Here is a 14,115-nt window from a genome sequence, read left to right on the forward strand (position 1 = left end):
ATTTGATTTGACGGATGATCAGATTGAACGGCGCTTGGATGAAGAATTTGATGAGGATAATCGTCCATCATAGTTAAGAGCCACGCTATCTGGTGAACTGCAGATAAGCGTGGCTCAATTTTTCGCTATTGGAATTGCATACAGCTAAGATTTATCGTTAACATCCGCACCGCTCGGTGGCTCCATGGCTAACGCACTTGTTTCCGCAGCAGCTGAAGTTTACAGGTTCTGAAAAAATAAGCGGGCGATATCTGCTCCACCGATAAAGGCTCCCGTAGCACTTCCTATATTAGCAAAAGCAATCGTCAGAAGAATGCGTGTTACTTTATTATTCCAAAAGCCTTTAACGCTTAAGATGTCCTCAGAAAGCTTCTCGAAATCGCCTACATTGGGGCGTTTGAAATAGGCTTGAACTAACCCTGCAAACCAACCGGCAGCGATTAGAGGGTGTAAGGCTGCGATAGGGGCGGCTAAGAAGGCTGTCAGAATAGCCATGGGATGACCAAAGGCTAAGGCGGTTCCTATAGCCGAAAGAATACCAGTCCAAAGGATCCAACTTAGGGTCTGTTGCATACCGGCATCGGGATTAGTGTAAAACGTATAGACAATCAAGGCTATAATGAGGGCTGGGATAGACCAACCTAATATTTTGGGAACGATAGACTTGGGAGGACGTTCAGTTAACTTACTCAAATCATGATCTTTATAGATTTCTTCTTTAATTCCGGGAACATGTGCCGCACCTAAGACAGCTACGATTTTCTCTCCAGGGGCTTCTTTGATTTTTTGGGACAAATATTGGTCACGCTCATCGATCAAGGGCGTTTTTAACTTTGGAAAGCTCTCCGTAAAATCTTTTAACATACTATTGAGCATATCGGTAGATTTAAGCTTTTCCATCTCTTCCTCGGAGATGGATTGATCATCGAAAATACTGACGATAATTTCCGCAAGAAGCTTGCATTTTCCCCAGAAGCCTACATTATGCCAGATACGGGAGAAAGTAATCTGAATATCTCGATCGGCTAGCACTAGCTCGGCTCCCACTTCTTTAGCAGACTCGATTCCTTGTAGCATTTCTTGACCGGCATTGGTGCCAAATTCCTTGGCTAAACGCTTTTGAAAAGAGGAGAGTGCTAAGTTCATGAGAAGAAGAGTCGCTTTTTTTTCCTTAATGACTTTAAAGATATCGGTTTCACGCCACTTACTGCCATCGAGTATGGATTTATAACGTTGTTCATCAAGTTCAATACAGACCGAATCCGGCCTTTCGGTTGCAATGACCTCTTTAACTAAATCGGCACTTTGCTTTGACACATGGGCAGTACCAATTAAGATAATCTCTTTACCCTCGAAATTCAAGCGGGTAATGTTTTCGTTCTCTATAGTCATAGATACCTTCCTTTTACGTCTTAGATCGAAATTGGGTTATTTCATATTATTATACAACTATTATTGTATCCTTTACAGGGCTGATTGTAAAAGAGTTGGTGGTGGAATTTTAACCTTTCAGAGGGGCAGACTATAAAACGTTGCGAAAAATCGTGATGGTGCCGAAGGAGAGGACAGATGAGCAGGGCGAGTAGGTTAACTAAGATGATCTTTCTGGTCTTCGTGTTGATTATCATGAGTAGTGGGCTACATGCATTATGGGGACAGCAATGGAAGGATTTAGGGTCAGCTACTTTGGCTCTGGCAACTCTTACCGTCCCATTTTTGATCAATACTTTATGTAATCGAGTGAAGCTTAAGCTCCCGCCGGGATTCCTTTTTAATGGAGTTGTTTTTATCTTTCTGGCTCAATATCAAGGCGAGGTAAAGAAGTTTTATCAAACCTTTTGGTGGTGGGATGTTTTTCTTCACGGAGCTTTTGGTTCTTTGGCTGTACTTTTTGCCCTCTATATTTTTAACTCAAGCTTTAGAAAAGATGATCAACTATCGAAGGCTAGGTTCACTGTATTTCTTGGGCTAATCTCTTTATGCTTTTCTGTAGCTTGTAGTGCTATCTGGGAGATATTTGAGTATCTCGGGGACATAGTGTTTCCCGTAAAAATGGTGAAGGGCGGGTTGGAAGACACGATGTCTGACTTAATGGTAGGTGCTGTGACTGCCTTGATCACAGCAATAGGGTATTACTTTTTACGGAGAGTCATAGTTTACGAAAAGGAATAGATCTAAAAAGAGTGCATGAAAAATATGCTAAAAATATCATCACTCTATGAGTGAAATCACAGATTGAATATATACTAAGCTGTATAATGGTTTTATAGGAGAGTGGTTCAAATGAAAATGATTGATTTATCGAAATCAGTTCATGAAATTTGTTCGGAGTATCCCGAAGTTGCGGAGATCATGAAAGAAATAGGCTTCAAAGAAATTGCTAACCCTGGAATGATTAATACTGCCGGACGATTTATGACAATTCCTAAGGGAGCAGCGATACGAAGAATCAACATGGATCAGATTAAAGAAACCTTTGCCGAAAAAGGCTTTGAAATAAGTGAATAGGAGTGAATACCATGAGTGAATTGATTAATAATCGAGAACAACGCCAAAAAGTCCTCAGAGAGTTGATTTTGGAACTGCATAATGGAAAAACTGTTGAAGAAGTCAAGGAGCGGTTTGCTAAGCTCATCGAAGGGGTTTCGGCTACCGAAATTTCGCAAATGGAACAAGCCCTGATCCAAGAAGGAATGCCAGTGGAAGAAATTCAGAATCTATGTGATGTCCATGCTGCGGTCTTTGAAGGATCTATCCAAGAAATTCATGCACCTCATAACGAGGATTCCCAATCCGGTCATCCCATACACACCTTTAAACTGGAAAACAAGGCCCTTGAGTCCCTGTTGAAAAATATCATCACTCCCGAGCTCGATCAATATGCTTCAGATGGTAATATAGATAATCTGAGGGTTCTTAAGGAAGCTTTTAAGGAGCTATGGGAGATCGACAAACATTATAGCCGTAAGGAAAATCTGCTTTTCCCGATCATGGAGAAGCATGGGATTACGGCTCCACCCAAAGTCATGTGGGGAGTTGATGATGAAATCCGGGCGGTCATTAAAGAAACACGTCAACTTCTGGCCAGCGAATCACCAAATAAAAATGAGATTGTAGAGAAGGCTCAGGATGTTGTAACCCGTGTTCCTGAGATGATTTTTAAAGAAGAAAACATTCTTTTTCCCATGATCCTGGAGACATTCTCTAATGATGAGTGGGCCTCAATTGCCGAGGCCAGTAGTGAAATTGGCTATTGCCTGATTGAAGCGCCTCAAGGTGCTTGGAAGCCAAGTCAAGTTCATGGTCTTCAAAATAATGGACAACAGGATAAGAAACCGGCTCATGATGGACTTGTTGAATTTGACGCCGGAAAACTGTTGCCTGAAGAGATAAACGCGATTATGAACACCTTGCCATTGGATATAACCTTTGTTGGTAGTGATGGCACTGTAAAGTATTTTACCCAAGGTAAAGAGAGGATCTTCGCCCGTGCCAAAACCGTGCTGGGACGCAAGGTTGAAAACTGCCATCCACCGGCTAGTGTTCATGTGGTAGAAAAAATAGTCGAAGAGCTCAAATCCGGTAAGAAAGATCAAGAAGACTTCTGGATTAAAATGGGTGATAAGTATGCCCTGATTCGCTATTATGCAGTTCGAAATGCAGAAGGGGAGTACTTGGGCATCATGGAAGTGACCCAGGACATCAAACCTATTCAAGAGATAACAGGAGAGAAGAGATTAATATCTGAGTAAAGCGAAGAACAAGCATAACGCCCTCAAGAAAGCAGTGTAAGCTCTTTCTTTGGGGGCTTTTCCCTTGGTACGTGCAGTTGTTGTGGGGAGGCTTGTACTTAACATATTGCATTGCGATATTTTGTTGCTCTTTTAATCTAAACTCTATAGAATGATTTGAGGAAGCGATTATAGCTGGTAAGTTATGAAGAGGAGAGTAGTTATGTTTGACGAGCGCGCACTTATAGCACTCTTATTATCCCTGATTGCAGGGATGGCCACCTTATTAGGAGCAGCTATTATTTTTATTACGAAATCGAAAAGCGAAAGGATATTATCTGCTTCCTTGGGTTTTGCGGCAGGGGTGATGCTCTCTGTATCATTTTTGGATTTATGGGCCCAGAGTCAGGCTTCTTTGGTTCAGTACTTGGGTAATAGACTGGGTGTCATTGTTTCTATCGCATTCTTATTATTAGGAATTCTCTTTGCCTTGGGAATCGATAATTTTGTGCCTCATGAAAAGACAGATTCTAGTGAAAACGATAAACCGCACCAAAATCTTTATCGAGTTGGCTTTGTTTCGATGCTGGCCATCATGTTTCATAACTTCCCAGAAGGGATAGCAACCTTTAGTGCGGGCTATGAAGATTTGGCGATGGGAATCTCCATTGCTGTAGCTATAAGCATGCACAATATCCCTGAAGGTATCACAGTGGCCATGCCAATTTACTATGCAACTGGAAAAAAGAAAGAAGCGTTAAAATACACCTTTCTATCCGGAATGGCTGAGCCGATAGGTGCCTTGTTAGCCTTCTTGGTCCTACGACCTTTTATCAACAGCTTTAACTTGGGTGCAATTTTTGCAATTGTAGCGGGAATTATGATCTATATTGCTATTGAAGAATTGATTCCTTCTTCACGTCAATATGGTCATCAAAGGCTTGCTTTATATGCTACATTCTCAGGAATCATCGTTATGCCCTTAAGTCATATCTTCTAGAGTAAAAATAACTTCTCCTATTGTAATCTTCTCGAGTAATAATGAATTTTAGCCCCTAAGCAGCTTTATAAACTGCGTAGGGGCTATTTGTTTTCTGCCAACCCTGAGAAGTTTCAAGCATAAAACCCTTCTTAAGACGGATAATAACTTAAGGTAAATAACTTTTGAAGGTGTTATGCATGAGTGAGGGCTTAGTTGTTGTAGTACGATCAGTAATCGGATTCTTCTCATTGTTAATTTTTGCAAGAATCATTGGAAAATCCCAAATCAGTCAGCTGACTTTTTTCGATTATGTGCTGGGTATTACCATTGGCTCCATGGCAGCGAGCTTGGCAACGGATTTATCCAGTAGGGCTTGGCCACATTGGGTAGCTTTAGCTTCATGGTCAGCATTAGGATTCATCATGGAAAAGATTACAGTAAAATGGCGTTATGCCTCAAAGTTCCTTGAAGGAGAACCGGTCATAGTGATTATGAACGGCAAGATTATGGAAGAAGTAATGAAAAAGATGAAATACACTGTATCCGAAATCATGGGACTTCTCCGCAATAAGGGGATATTCGATGTCAAGCAAGTAGAATTTGCCATTTTAGAACCCAATGGTCAGCTTTCTGTGCTGCAAAAACCAGAACACTTGCCCCTAACTCCTCAAGATATGAAGATAAAAGTATCTTCTTCAGGAATTAGTTCTGAACTAATCTACGACGGCATCCTAATCGAACAAAACCTAAGACAGCTGAAAAAAGATAAGAAATGGCTTATAAAAGAGTTAAAAAAGCAGGGTATCCATGATGTTTCCGAAGTATTTTATGCTTCGCTAAACCCTGCAGGCAATCTTTATGTGGATCGTTACCAGGACCGCTTACAAAGCGTTTTGGATATAGGAGACTATAAAGGGCCTTACTAAGGAGAGATAGTGATGAGAAAATTCCTAGTAATTAGCATCCCTGTTGTTACCATTATCTTGTTTATTCTTATCATGCAAGGTGGCAATGTATTGAAACGCCCACTAGGCAATGAAGTTGGGATACCTAAGACTATTGAGATGATTGTTCAGGATATAAAAAATGAAAACTGGGATTCTGCGAGTAATCATTGGGATAACCTGTCCAAGGACTGGGATAAAGTAATTAAACGAGTCCAGTTTAGTGCGGAACGCAATGAGATCGAAGGCCTATCCTTGAGCATTGCCAGTCTAAAGGGAGCTATCGAAGCCCAAGATCAATCCAGTGGACTCCAGTTATCGTATCAGGCTTATGAACACTGGGAAGATTTAGGAGAGTGAAAGTAGACTTGTCCATCTTCAATTTTTTCAATTATAGCTAAGGACTCCAAGTGAATGCCATGTTCTTCGATGAGCTGCCGTCCGCCTTGAAATCCTTTTTCGATAGCGATGCCAATACCCGCGACCGTTGCACCACTTTGGTTGAGCAAGTCTAATAAGCCCATAAGTGCTGCACCACTGGCCAGAAAATCATCAATAATTAAGATTGTGTCGTTGGGACTCAAGAAGTCCTTCGAAACCTTAATTGTGTATTCCTGATTTTTTGTATATGAAAAAACCTGGGCCGAATATACATCTTCGCTCATATTTAAACCGGCATGCTTTTTGGCAAATACTACGGGCACATACCCGAAATATTGTGATGCGATGCTAGCAATGGCAATCCCAGAAGTCTCAATCGTGAGGATTTTGGTGATTTTTTTGCTAGCAAAGCGGCGCTTAAACTCTTTACCCATTTCATTAAACAATTCTATGTCTAATTGATGATTCAAGAAACTGTCCACTTGAATGATTCGATTCTCATGAATTATTCCGTAAGCTTTTATTTTTTTCTGTAAGAGATCCATTATCTTCGTTACTCCTTTTAGAGAAAATCAAGCTCCTAAACACCTCAGGAGTCAATTTTTATATATAATAAATAGAATAACTGGAGCAACAAGAAAAATCAATAACAAAATTGCCCTTCTAGCTAAATGCTAGAAGGGCAATATAGATCGATCAAATTAACAAATTGGGAAGACTAGATCAACTGACTGGATCAACTGCCACTGGCAATAGTCGGCATGACTCCGGGCAGTAGATAAGCTTCTAGGAAGATAATCACCATAACGATGAGGAGTAGATAAACAGAGTATTTTGCCGTTTTACGGAAGATCTGGTTCTCACTACCTATCAAGCCAGTAGCAGCACAGGCGATGGCAATGGACTGTGGAGAGATCAGCTTACCCATTGATCCACCAAGCAAGTTGGCTGTTACGGTTAGAACAGGATTCAAACCAAGTTGAGTTGCGGTAACTTTTTGGAGCATTCCAAACAATGCACCGGAAGAGGTTACAGAACCGGTGAGGAACACACCAAGCCAGCCGAGGACCGGCGAGAAGAAGGGGAACAGAATGCCAGTTGAAGCAAAAGCTAAACCAAGTGTAAAGGACATACCGGAGTAATTGGCCAGCCAAGCAAGTCCAAGTACTGACATAACTGTAATTAGAGAATAAGCTAATTGTTTCATGGTTCTACCAAAGACTTTTACAGCGGTAGAAGGGGAAATCTTCAAGATAAATAGGGTAATGACCGCAGCGATCAACATAGCTGTTCCGGCATAACCGAAAATATCCCATTTATAGCTTGCAGCATAGAGTTTGGGTTCAGCGACGATTGGGGCAGCTTGCATAACAAAGCCATGAAGACCTGGCCATTCTTTAATATTAATAAACCACTGAAGATCGTTAGCTGCAAAACTCTTGAATTGAGGAGTACCCCAGATACCCATTAAAGTCATCAGGACCAGATAAGGGGACCAAGCTTTGAAGATTTGTCCGCCTGTGTACTTGTGCTGACTATCTTTAGGAGTTTCAGGGTCGTTTTCAAAACGCCAGATGGTTTTAGGTGACCAAACTTTAATGAAAAGAGCGGTACAAATGATGGAGACAACAGAGCCGACGACGCTAGGGAGCATCGGTCCATTGAATTTGGCGAGGAAATAGAAGGGGATGGCAAAACTGATACCACTGACAAGAGCGGCAGGGATAACTTCTTTGGTTGCTTTCCAACCACAAAGGACTAAAAGCATAGCAAAGGGGATGATAATGCAGAATAAGGACATATTGACTGCTAAGCCATGAGCCAGTACAGCATCGTTCATAGCTGTAACTTTGCCCATTGTGATGGTCGGAGTTCCCACAGGTCCGAAGGGTACTGGAGGAACGTTAGCAACTAAGCAGATAACAGCTGCTGGTAGGGCAGGGAAGCCTAAGCCAATCAGGATGGCGGCAGCTACTGCAACGGGAGCACCTTGGCCAGCGGCACCTTCCATGAAGGCAGAGAAGGAAAAAGCAATAAGTAGTGCTTGAAGGCGACGGTCACTGGATAAGGATGCAATCGAGCTTTTAATAACTTCAAATGCTCCTGCCTCGACGGTCAGGTTATAGAAAAATACTGCGGTTATGATAATCCAGCCGATAGGAAATAAACCATTCATAATACCAAGAATTGTAGCCGAGAACGCTACATTTACGGGCATACCATAAACCAGTACGACATCTACAAAAGCAATGAGAAGAGTTAAAACCCCAGCAATATGACCTTTCATCTTTTTAATAGCTAAGGCCCAGAAGAGGAAAAATATAGGGATAGCGACGACTAACGCAGTAAGAAATATATTATCACCTAGAGCACTATAGTTTTGTGTCCATGCCATCAAAATCGCCTCCAACTTCTTCTATTCAGTTGTAACCTAATTATTTATGTAGCTATGGTCCCATACAAAAATCCTCCTTTTTTCTAAGGTAATCCTTGTACTTTGTGAGAACAAGGACTAAGTTGTCGATGGTTGAGTGGTCTAACCACCAAGGTTATATAGTTAGTACTATCCATCACTTACTATTTTAAATTGTTTTTAGATTTAGTCAATATATTTACATCGACAATTCTAAAGTAAATTTGATAAATTTCGAGATTCGAAAAAGTAGAAAAACAGATTCTTAGTTATATAAATGATGAATCCTATATAAATAAGCATATAAAAAAAAGAGTAAATAAATCAAATTGGTCGATTTATTCACTCTTATGAGTCATATAAATTTGCCGTTAGTCCTTAGGCAGAGGAGTGGTGTAAAAAGTATAGATGCCACGGAATATACCAGCTGCAACGTTTTGTCGGAAAGTAGGGTTCTGAAGACGTGCTTCTTCATATGTGTTGGAAATAAAAGCAGTTTCTAATAGAATCGACGGCATTTTCGTGTTTTTGAGAACGTAGAATGCTGCCTGTTTTACTCCACGGTCTCTGCTGTTTAGGGTACCGATGACAGCAGTACGGATACTGCTGGCAAGGTGAAGGCTTTCATTCCTTTTGGGATTCGCAGAGGAATAATAAACTGAAGTACCATTTGTGTCAGGATTTGTGAAAGCATCGTTATGGATGCTGATGAATAGATCGGTATTATAAGAATTTGCTAGAGCTACGCGGGCTTTCAGATCCTCTAGTTCAGTATATTTTGCAGCAGGAGAACAATCTTCTTCGCGAGTCATAAGAACTTCGGCCCCCGCCTGAGTTAAGATATCTTTTAGTGCCAAGGCAATCCCTAGGGTATTATCTTTTTCATAAGTTTTAGAAGGGCCGACAGCACCCACATCTGGGCCACCATGGCCTGGGTCAATCATAATCGTTTTTCCGGCTAAGGCTAGCTCGGGAATACCGGCAAAAGGATCGACCAAAACTTCTTGAGATGGGTCATAAACTAAATCATCAGATTCAGGGGGGAGTGTAGTTCCTGGAACTTCACCGCTCTGGGGTGGCTCTTCTTCAGTTTTGATTTTCGATGGCAGGGCAGGAAACTCTCGTAGATTTTCGGGATGCTTTGATTGGGTTTTGCCTTCAATGATTGATTGGGTGGTTGGGCTAATAACTCCGGATCCACCTAAGATGAAGACTGTTCCATTGACACTTAGATCTATAGATATCTCAGGTATAGAATCATCGGGACTAGGATCTTCATTCTCAACAGGAACTGCGTCAGAGCTTCCATTGGTATCGTTATTGTTGTTTTCTACGATATCCACGTACTCTCCGGCTACCCAGCCAGTGTGAGATTGATAGGTCAATTTATACCAACCATTTTCTTCGGCGATAATTTCAATAATCGTGTCCAAAGGAACGGTAATTAGCTTCTCTCCTGAAGAAGAGGGAGTAGCTCTAAGATTTAAACCGTTAGCGGCTGTAATTAGACCACTTTTGAGCGGAGCTGTGCCGGTCTCCTCAGTAGCAGAGGAAGTCAGAGCTACATACTCTGCAGCAATCCAACCCGTGTGTGATTGATAGGTGGTTTTATACCAACCCGTTTGTTCCTCGAGGATCTGAATGGTTGTATCTTTAGGTATTGTGACTAATTTTTCCCCGGTAGAGGAGGGAGTCAGTCGAAGATTGAGTCCAGTTGAGGGGGTGATCGTTCCTTCACGCTTTTTATCGGGAGCAGCCGGCGGATTCTGCTGAGTTGGAGCGGTTTGATCAATAAGTGTTATGTATTCAGCGGAAACCCAGCCGGTATGTGATTCAAATGAGGTCTTGTACCATCCATTTGTTTCTTCGAGAAGGGTGAGGGTAGTTCCATGAGGAATAGTAATAATCCTTACGCCTGAAGAGGAGGGAGTGTCACGTAGGTTAAGTCCTCCAGAGGGGATGATGGTTGCTTGCTGTGGTTTGTTTTTTGGTGCTTCCACGATCTTTCGCGGTGGCTCAACTTTCATGTGTTCACGCATGTAAGTATAAACGGGGGAAGGAACATCTTGCTTTTCAGTGAGAAGGAGGGGAGCCTTCGCTTTGGCTGCAAGAACAGTTCCCGCCACTGCATCGGGAAAGGTAATGCCTGAGGCGAGGAAGAGATCGTCGGTCGCATAAGCATCTTTCACATGGGAGGCCACGGAGGCATTGGTTTCATAGCGATTTTGCCCTCCGAGGCGAGTTGTGATTGTAAAGCCATTATCAGTGAGCCCGGCGGAGGGGATAACTCCTTCGCCACCGATGACGATAATCTCACTGGGTTGAGTTTCATTCAAATACGTTAGGACCAATTCGGGAATTTTCTTTGAAGTAAGAACGATGGGGATTTGTTTGATGCCGGCAAAGCTTGCTGCGGATAAGGCATCTGGGAAATCATCTCCATTAGCTAGAATGACAGTATCACTAGGCACTCGTTGCGCCAGTAAGATGGAGGTATCGTAGCGGTTCGTACCACCGATCCGCTCCACTTCAACGGAAAGATCCAATTTACCTAACTCTTGCTCTATAGAAGGTTTAAGAACGCCAGTCCCTCCTAAAAGAACTACTTTTTGGGGCTGTAAGCGGATGAGCTCTTCTTTTACCCGGGAATCCAGCCCATTGCCTTGGGTTAGCAGAATGGGGGCATTAAGGCTTACGGCATAGGGTGTAGCAGCGATGGAATCAGGATAGTCGCCGTATTCGCACAAAATTACGGTCTCAGCCGTTGTCCAACCTTTTTGGGATATACTAAGGGCTGTTTCAACACGATCTTGCCCTGCTATTCGTTCAATGGGGTAAGCCAAGGGGCTTGCGGAAGCAACTGTAGAAGTACTCAACACAAAGGTAAGTGAAACGAGAATGGTCATTATTACTTTTTTCACTATCTTATCCTCTCCCAAACATCTTGTCTGCATGTCGATTATACCATAATACTTGTCTGGATTAAGAGTAAAAGATACAAAATAGGAAAAAAGGCCCATGATTTCGTCGAAAACTCAAATGTGAAAAAGTAGCTGCCTTTAAATATACATAATGTGATGTGGTTATCTCACATACTAACAAAAAAAATGTTTGGAGTGTGAGAAGACAATGAATCATACTGAAGAGATCCAATCCATTAAACGAATAGTCTATTACATACTCGGTGTCATAGAAGTGCTGTTAGCTTTTCGCTTCATCTTTAAACTCTTAGGGGCGAATCCAGCCAGTGGCTTCGTGTCAGGGATTTATACCATGACCAGTATTTTCTTAAGTCCATTTATAGGGATATTTCGCACAGCCTCCGCTCGGGGTGTTGAAACTCAGGCCGTTATTGAACCTGCGAACCTCGTAGCGATGCTTGTTTATGCTGTGATTGCCTGGGGAATAGTCAAGCTCGTGGAAATCCTTAGACGCCCAAATAAGGTTTGATCTAAGGTGTTTTGACAAACTAAAACCGAAACTGGTAGACTATAAAATAGCCCGCATTGTTTGGCGGGCTTTTTCTAATGACTGTCTATCTAAATAACGCCTCTAATAATGCATCTAATAACCTATCGAATAACCGTCTGAATTAGGCTGAGGCTATTATTAAAGAGAAAAATACTCGATAAAAGACTGTATGGTATAATAATAAAGCTTGCCATCTTTGATTTCTTTTGCTAATTATTGAAGTATAACGTAAGATATCCGTGTCAGATATCGAAAGGGAGGAACCACTTTGTCCATGGATTCAAACTATAATGCAGAGTCGATTCAAGTTCTGGAAGGTTTGGAAGCTGTACGCAAACGTCCAGGTATGTATATTGGTTCTATTGGCAGCAAGGGCTTACACCATTGCGCATGGGAGATTATTGATAATGCCATCGATGAAGCAGGGGCAGGTTTCTGCACTCGGATTGATGTTACACTCAACTCGGATGGTTCCTTAACTGTGAAGGATAATGGTCGTGGTATTCCTATTGATATCCACCCGATTAAAAAAATCCCAGCTGTGCGACTTGCTTTTGAACAGCTTCATGCCGGGGGGAAATTTGACAGTAATGCTTACAAAACCTCAGGAGGTCTTCATGGGGTTGGTGCCAGCGTTGTCAATGCGCTATCGACTTTTCTGGTGGTGGAAGTCAGCCGCGAAGGTAAGATCTTCCGTCTTGAGTATGAAAATGGGGGGAAACTGAAATCCGATCTTAATGTGGTGAAAAAAGGTGTTAAAGGAAGTGGCACTCAAGTAACCTTTAAGCCGGATTCGCAAATTTTTAAGGAGAGTATTAATTTTAAATTTGATATACTTCGTAGCAGATTGATGGAGCTTGCCTTTCTAAATCCTGGTCTTATGATCGTTTTGACCGATAACCGTAAAGAACAGAGAAGTGAAACCTTCCAATCTCAAAATGGAGTCATCGGTTTTGTCGAACACCTTAATAAAGAATCCGATTTCAATGCCGTACATAAAAAGCCCATTCATTTTAAAGGAGAAAAGGAAGACGTCATCGTTGAATGTGCTATTCAATATAACGATGGGGAAGTTGAGCACTTACGTTCTTATGTTAATAATATCCCCACCGATGAAGGTGGAACTCACGAGTCTGGATTTCGTACGGCCTTAACCAAGGTTTTTAATGCCTATGGCAAGAAAAACAATTTATTCAAGAAAGATGAAAGTCTTATTGGAGATGATTTAAAGGATGGCTTGACCTGTGTACTCTCAGTGAGAGTACGGGAGCCCCAGTTCGAAGGGCAGACAAAAACCAAGCTATCTAATATGGAAGTGGAAGGAATTGTCCAATCTCTTACCAACGAAGGAATCAGCAACTTTTTTGAACAAAACCCCAATGTCGCAAAGGAGGCCATTAATCGCGCTCTAACCACTTGTTTAGAGCGTTTAGCTGCGAAGCGGGCGAAAGAGTTAAAAAAGAAGGCTCGGGACGCTGAAGTAAAGGCTCTGAGTGGGAAGTTAGCAGCTTGCAGCGAAAAGGATCGGAATCGCAATGAACTCTACTTAGTGGAGGGTGACAGTGCAGGCGGATCGGCCAAGTCGGGAAGAGATCGCCGCTTTCAAGCTATTCTTCCTTTAAGAGGAAAAGTTATTAATACCTATCGTGCTAAGATGGATAAGGTTCTGGAGAATGAAGAAATACGCAGTATGATCACAGCTATCGGGGCAGGAGTTGGGAAAGAATTCGAAGTAGATAAGTCCAATTATGCTCGGGTTTGCATCATGACCGATGCGGACATCGATGGAGCTCATATACGCTGTTTATTGCTCACCTTCTTTTTTCGCTATATGAAGCCACTCATCCTGAGTGGAAGGGTCTATATTGCCCAGGCTCCTTTGTATAAGGTAGAAAAGGAAAAAGGTAAGTTAGTCCGTTATGCCTATGATGAGGACGAGCTGAAAGATGCTATGAAGGAATTAGGCAAAAACGCCAAGATTCAGCGCTATAAAGGATTAGGTGAAATGAATCCAGAACAACTCTGGGAAACCACCCTCAATCCTGTCAATCGAAGGATGATTCAAGTTACTATTGATGATGCCCTTGAGGCCGAACGAAAGCTGAAGATTCTCATGAGCGAACAAGTGGATCCTCGCCGAGAATTTTTAATGGATAATATCGTATTTACTGAAGACGATATGTAAATTCGAGT

Annotated in this window: 12 protein-coding genes; 8 read left to right on the forward strand and 4 right to left on the reverse strand. The window is 42.0% G+C overall.

Going from position 1 to position 14,115, the window contains the following annotated elements:
• Positions 1-219 precede the first annotated feature (219 nt).
• Complete coding sequence (locus tag AAC978_RS15425; protein WP_341548962.1) at positions 220-1,392, reverse strand: TraB/GumN family protein; 1,173 nt, start codon at positions 1,390-1,392, stop codon at positions 220-222.
• A 204-nt stretch (positions 1,393-1,596) separates the two neighbouring features.
• Between AAC978_RS15425 and AAC978_RS15430 the strand changes: the two genes are divergently transcribed.
• The 6 genes from AAC978_RS15430 (at position 1,597) to AAC978_RS15455 (ending at position 6,017) form a co-directional block, all read left to right on the forward strand.
• Entirely contained in the window at positions 1,597-2,172 is a 576-nt protein-coding gene (locus tag AAC978_RS15430) for a hypothetical protein (RefSeq protein WP_341548963.1), read from the forward strand.
• A gap of 111 nt (positions 2,173-2,283) precedes the next feature.
• The gene (locus AAC978_RS15435) at positions 2,284-2,508 is read left to right on the forward strand and encodes a DUF1858 domain-containing protein (RefSeq protein ID WP_341548964.1); all 225 of its coding nucleotides are present in this window, start codon (positions 2,284-2,286) and stop codon (positions 2,506-2,508) included.
• 11 nt (positions 2,509-2,519) lie between these two features.
• Positions 2,520-3,752, forward strand: coding sequence for a DUF438 domain-containing protein (locus tag AAC978_RS15440; RefSeq protein WP_341548965.1), 1,233 nt, complete (start codon positions 2,520-2,522; stop codon positions 3,750-3,752).
• A gap of 202 nt (positions 3,753-3,954) precedes the next feature.
• On the forward strand, positions 3,955-4,731 hold the full coding sequence (gene zupT / locus AAC978_RS15445) for a zinc transporter ZupT (RefSeq protein WP_341548966.1): 777 nt from the start codon (positions 3,955-3,957) through the stop codon (positions 4,729-4,731).
• Between the two features lie 179 nt (positions 4,732-4,910).
• The gene (locus AAC978_RS15450; RefSeq protein ID WP_341548967.1) at positions 4,911-5,639 is read left to right on the forward strand and encodes a DUF421 domain-containing protein; all 729 of its coding nucleotides are present in this window, start codon (positions 4,911-4,913) and stop codon (positions 5,637-5,639) included.
• Positions 5,640-5,651: 12 nt separating this feature from the next.
• On the forward strand, positions 5,652-6,017 hold the full coding sequence (locus tag AAC978_RS15455; protein WP_341548968.1) for a DUF4363 family protein: 366 nt from the start codon (positions 5,652-5,654) through the stop codon (positions 6,015-6,017).
• Here the strand turns inward: AAC978_RS15455 and AAC978_RS15460 are convergent.
• The 3 genes from AAC978_RS15460 to AAC978_RS15470 form a co-directional block, all read right to left on the reverse strand.
• Positions 5,987-6,583 carry a xanthine phosphoribosyltransferase gene (locus AAC978_RS15460; protein WP_341548969.1) on the reverse strand — a complete coding sequence of 199 codons (597 nt, stop codon included), beginning with the start codon at positions 6,581-6,583 and terminating at the stop codon, positions 5,987-5,989. The genes AAC978_RS15455 and AAC978_RS15460 overlap by 31 nt on opposite strands.
• Before the next feature lie 191 nt (positions 6,584-6,774).
• Positions 6,775-8,433, reverse strand: a complete 1,659-nt coding sequence (locus AAC978_RS15465) for an L-lactate permease (RefSeq protein ID WP_341548970.1) — start codon at positions 8,431-8,433, stop codon at positions 6,775-6,777.
• A 389-nt stretch (positions 8,434-8,822) separates the two neighbouring features.
• Entirely contained in the window at positions 8,823-11,372 is a 2,550-nt protein-coding gene (locus tag AAC978_RS15470) for a cell wall-binding repeat-containing protein (protein WP_341548971.1), read from the reverse strand.
• Positions 11,373-11,580: 208 nt separating this feature from the next.
• On the opposite strand from AAC978_RS15470, the gene AAC978_RS15475 reads away from it, so the two are divergent.
• Positions 11,581-11,901, forward strand: a complete 321-nt coding sequence (locus tag AAC978_RS15475) for a YggT family protein (RefSeq protein ID WP_341548972.1) — start codon at positions 11,581-11,583, stop codon at positions 11,899-11,901.
• A gap of 289 nt (positions 11,902-12,190) precedes the next feature.
• Positions 12,191-14,107, forward strand: a complete 1,917-nt coding sequence (locus AAC978_RS15480; protein WP_341548973.1) for a DNA gyrase/topoisomerase IV subunit B — start codon at positions 12,191-12,193, stop codon at positions 14,105-14,107.
• The last annotated feature ends 8 nt before the right edge of the window (positions 14,108-14,115 follow it).

Source organism: Desulfitobacterium sp. THU1, assembly GCF_038181555.1.
In the GTDB taxonomy this organism is placed as follows: Bacteria; Bacillota; Desulfitobacteriia; order Desulfitobacteriales; family Desulfitobacteriaceae; genus Desulfitobacterium.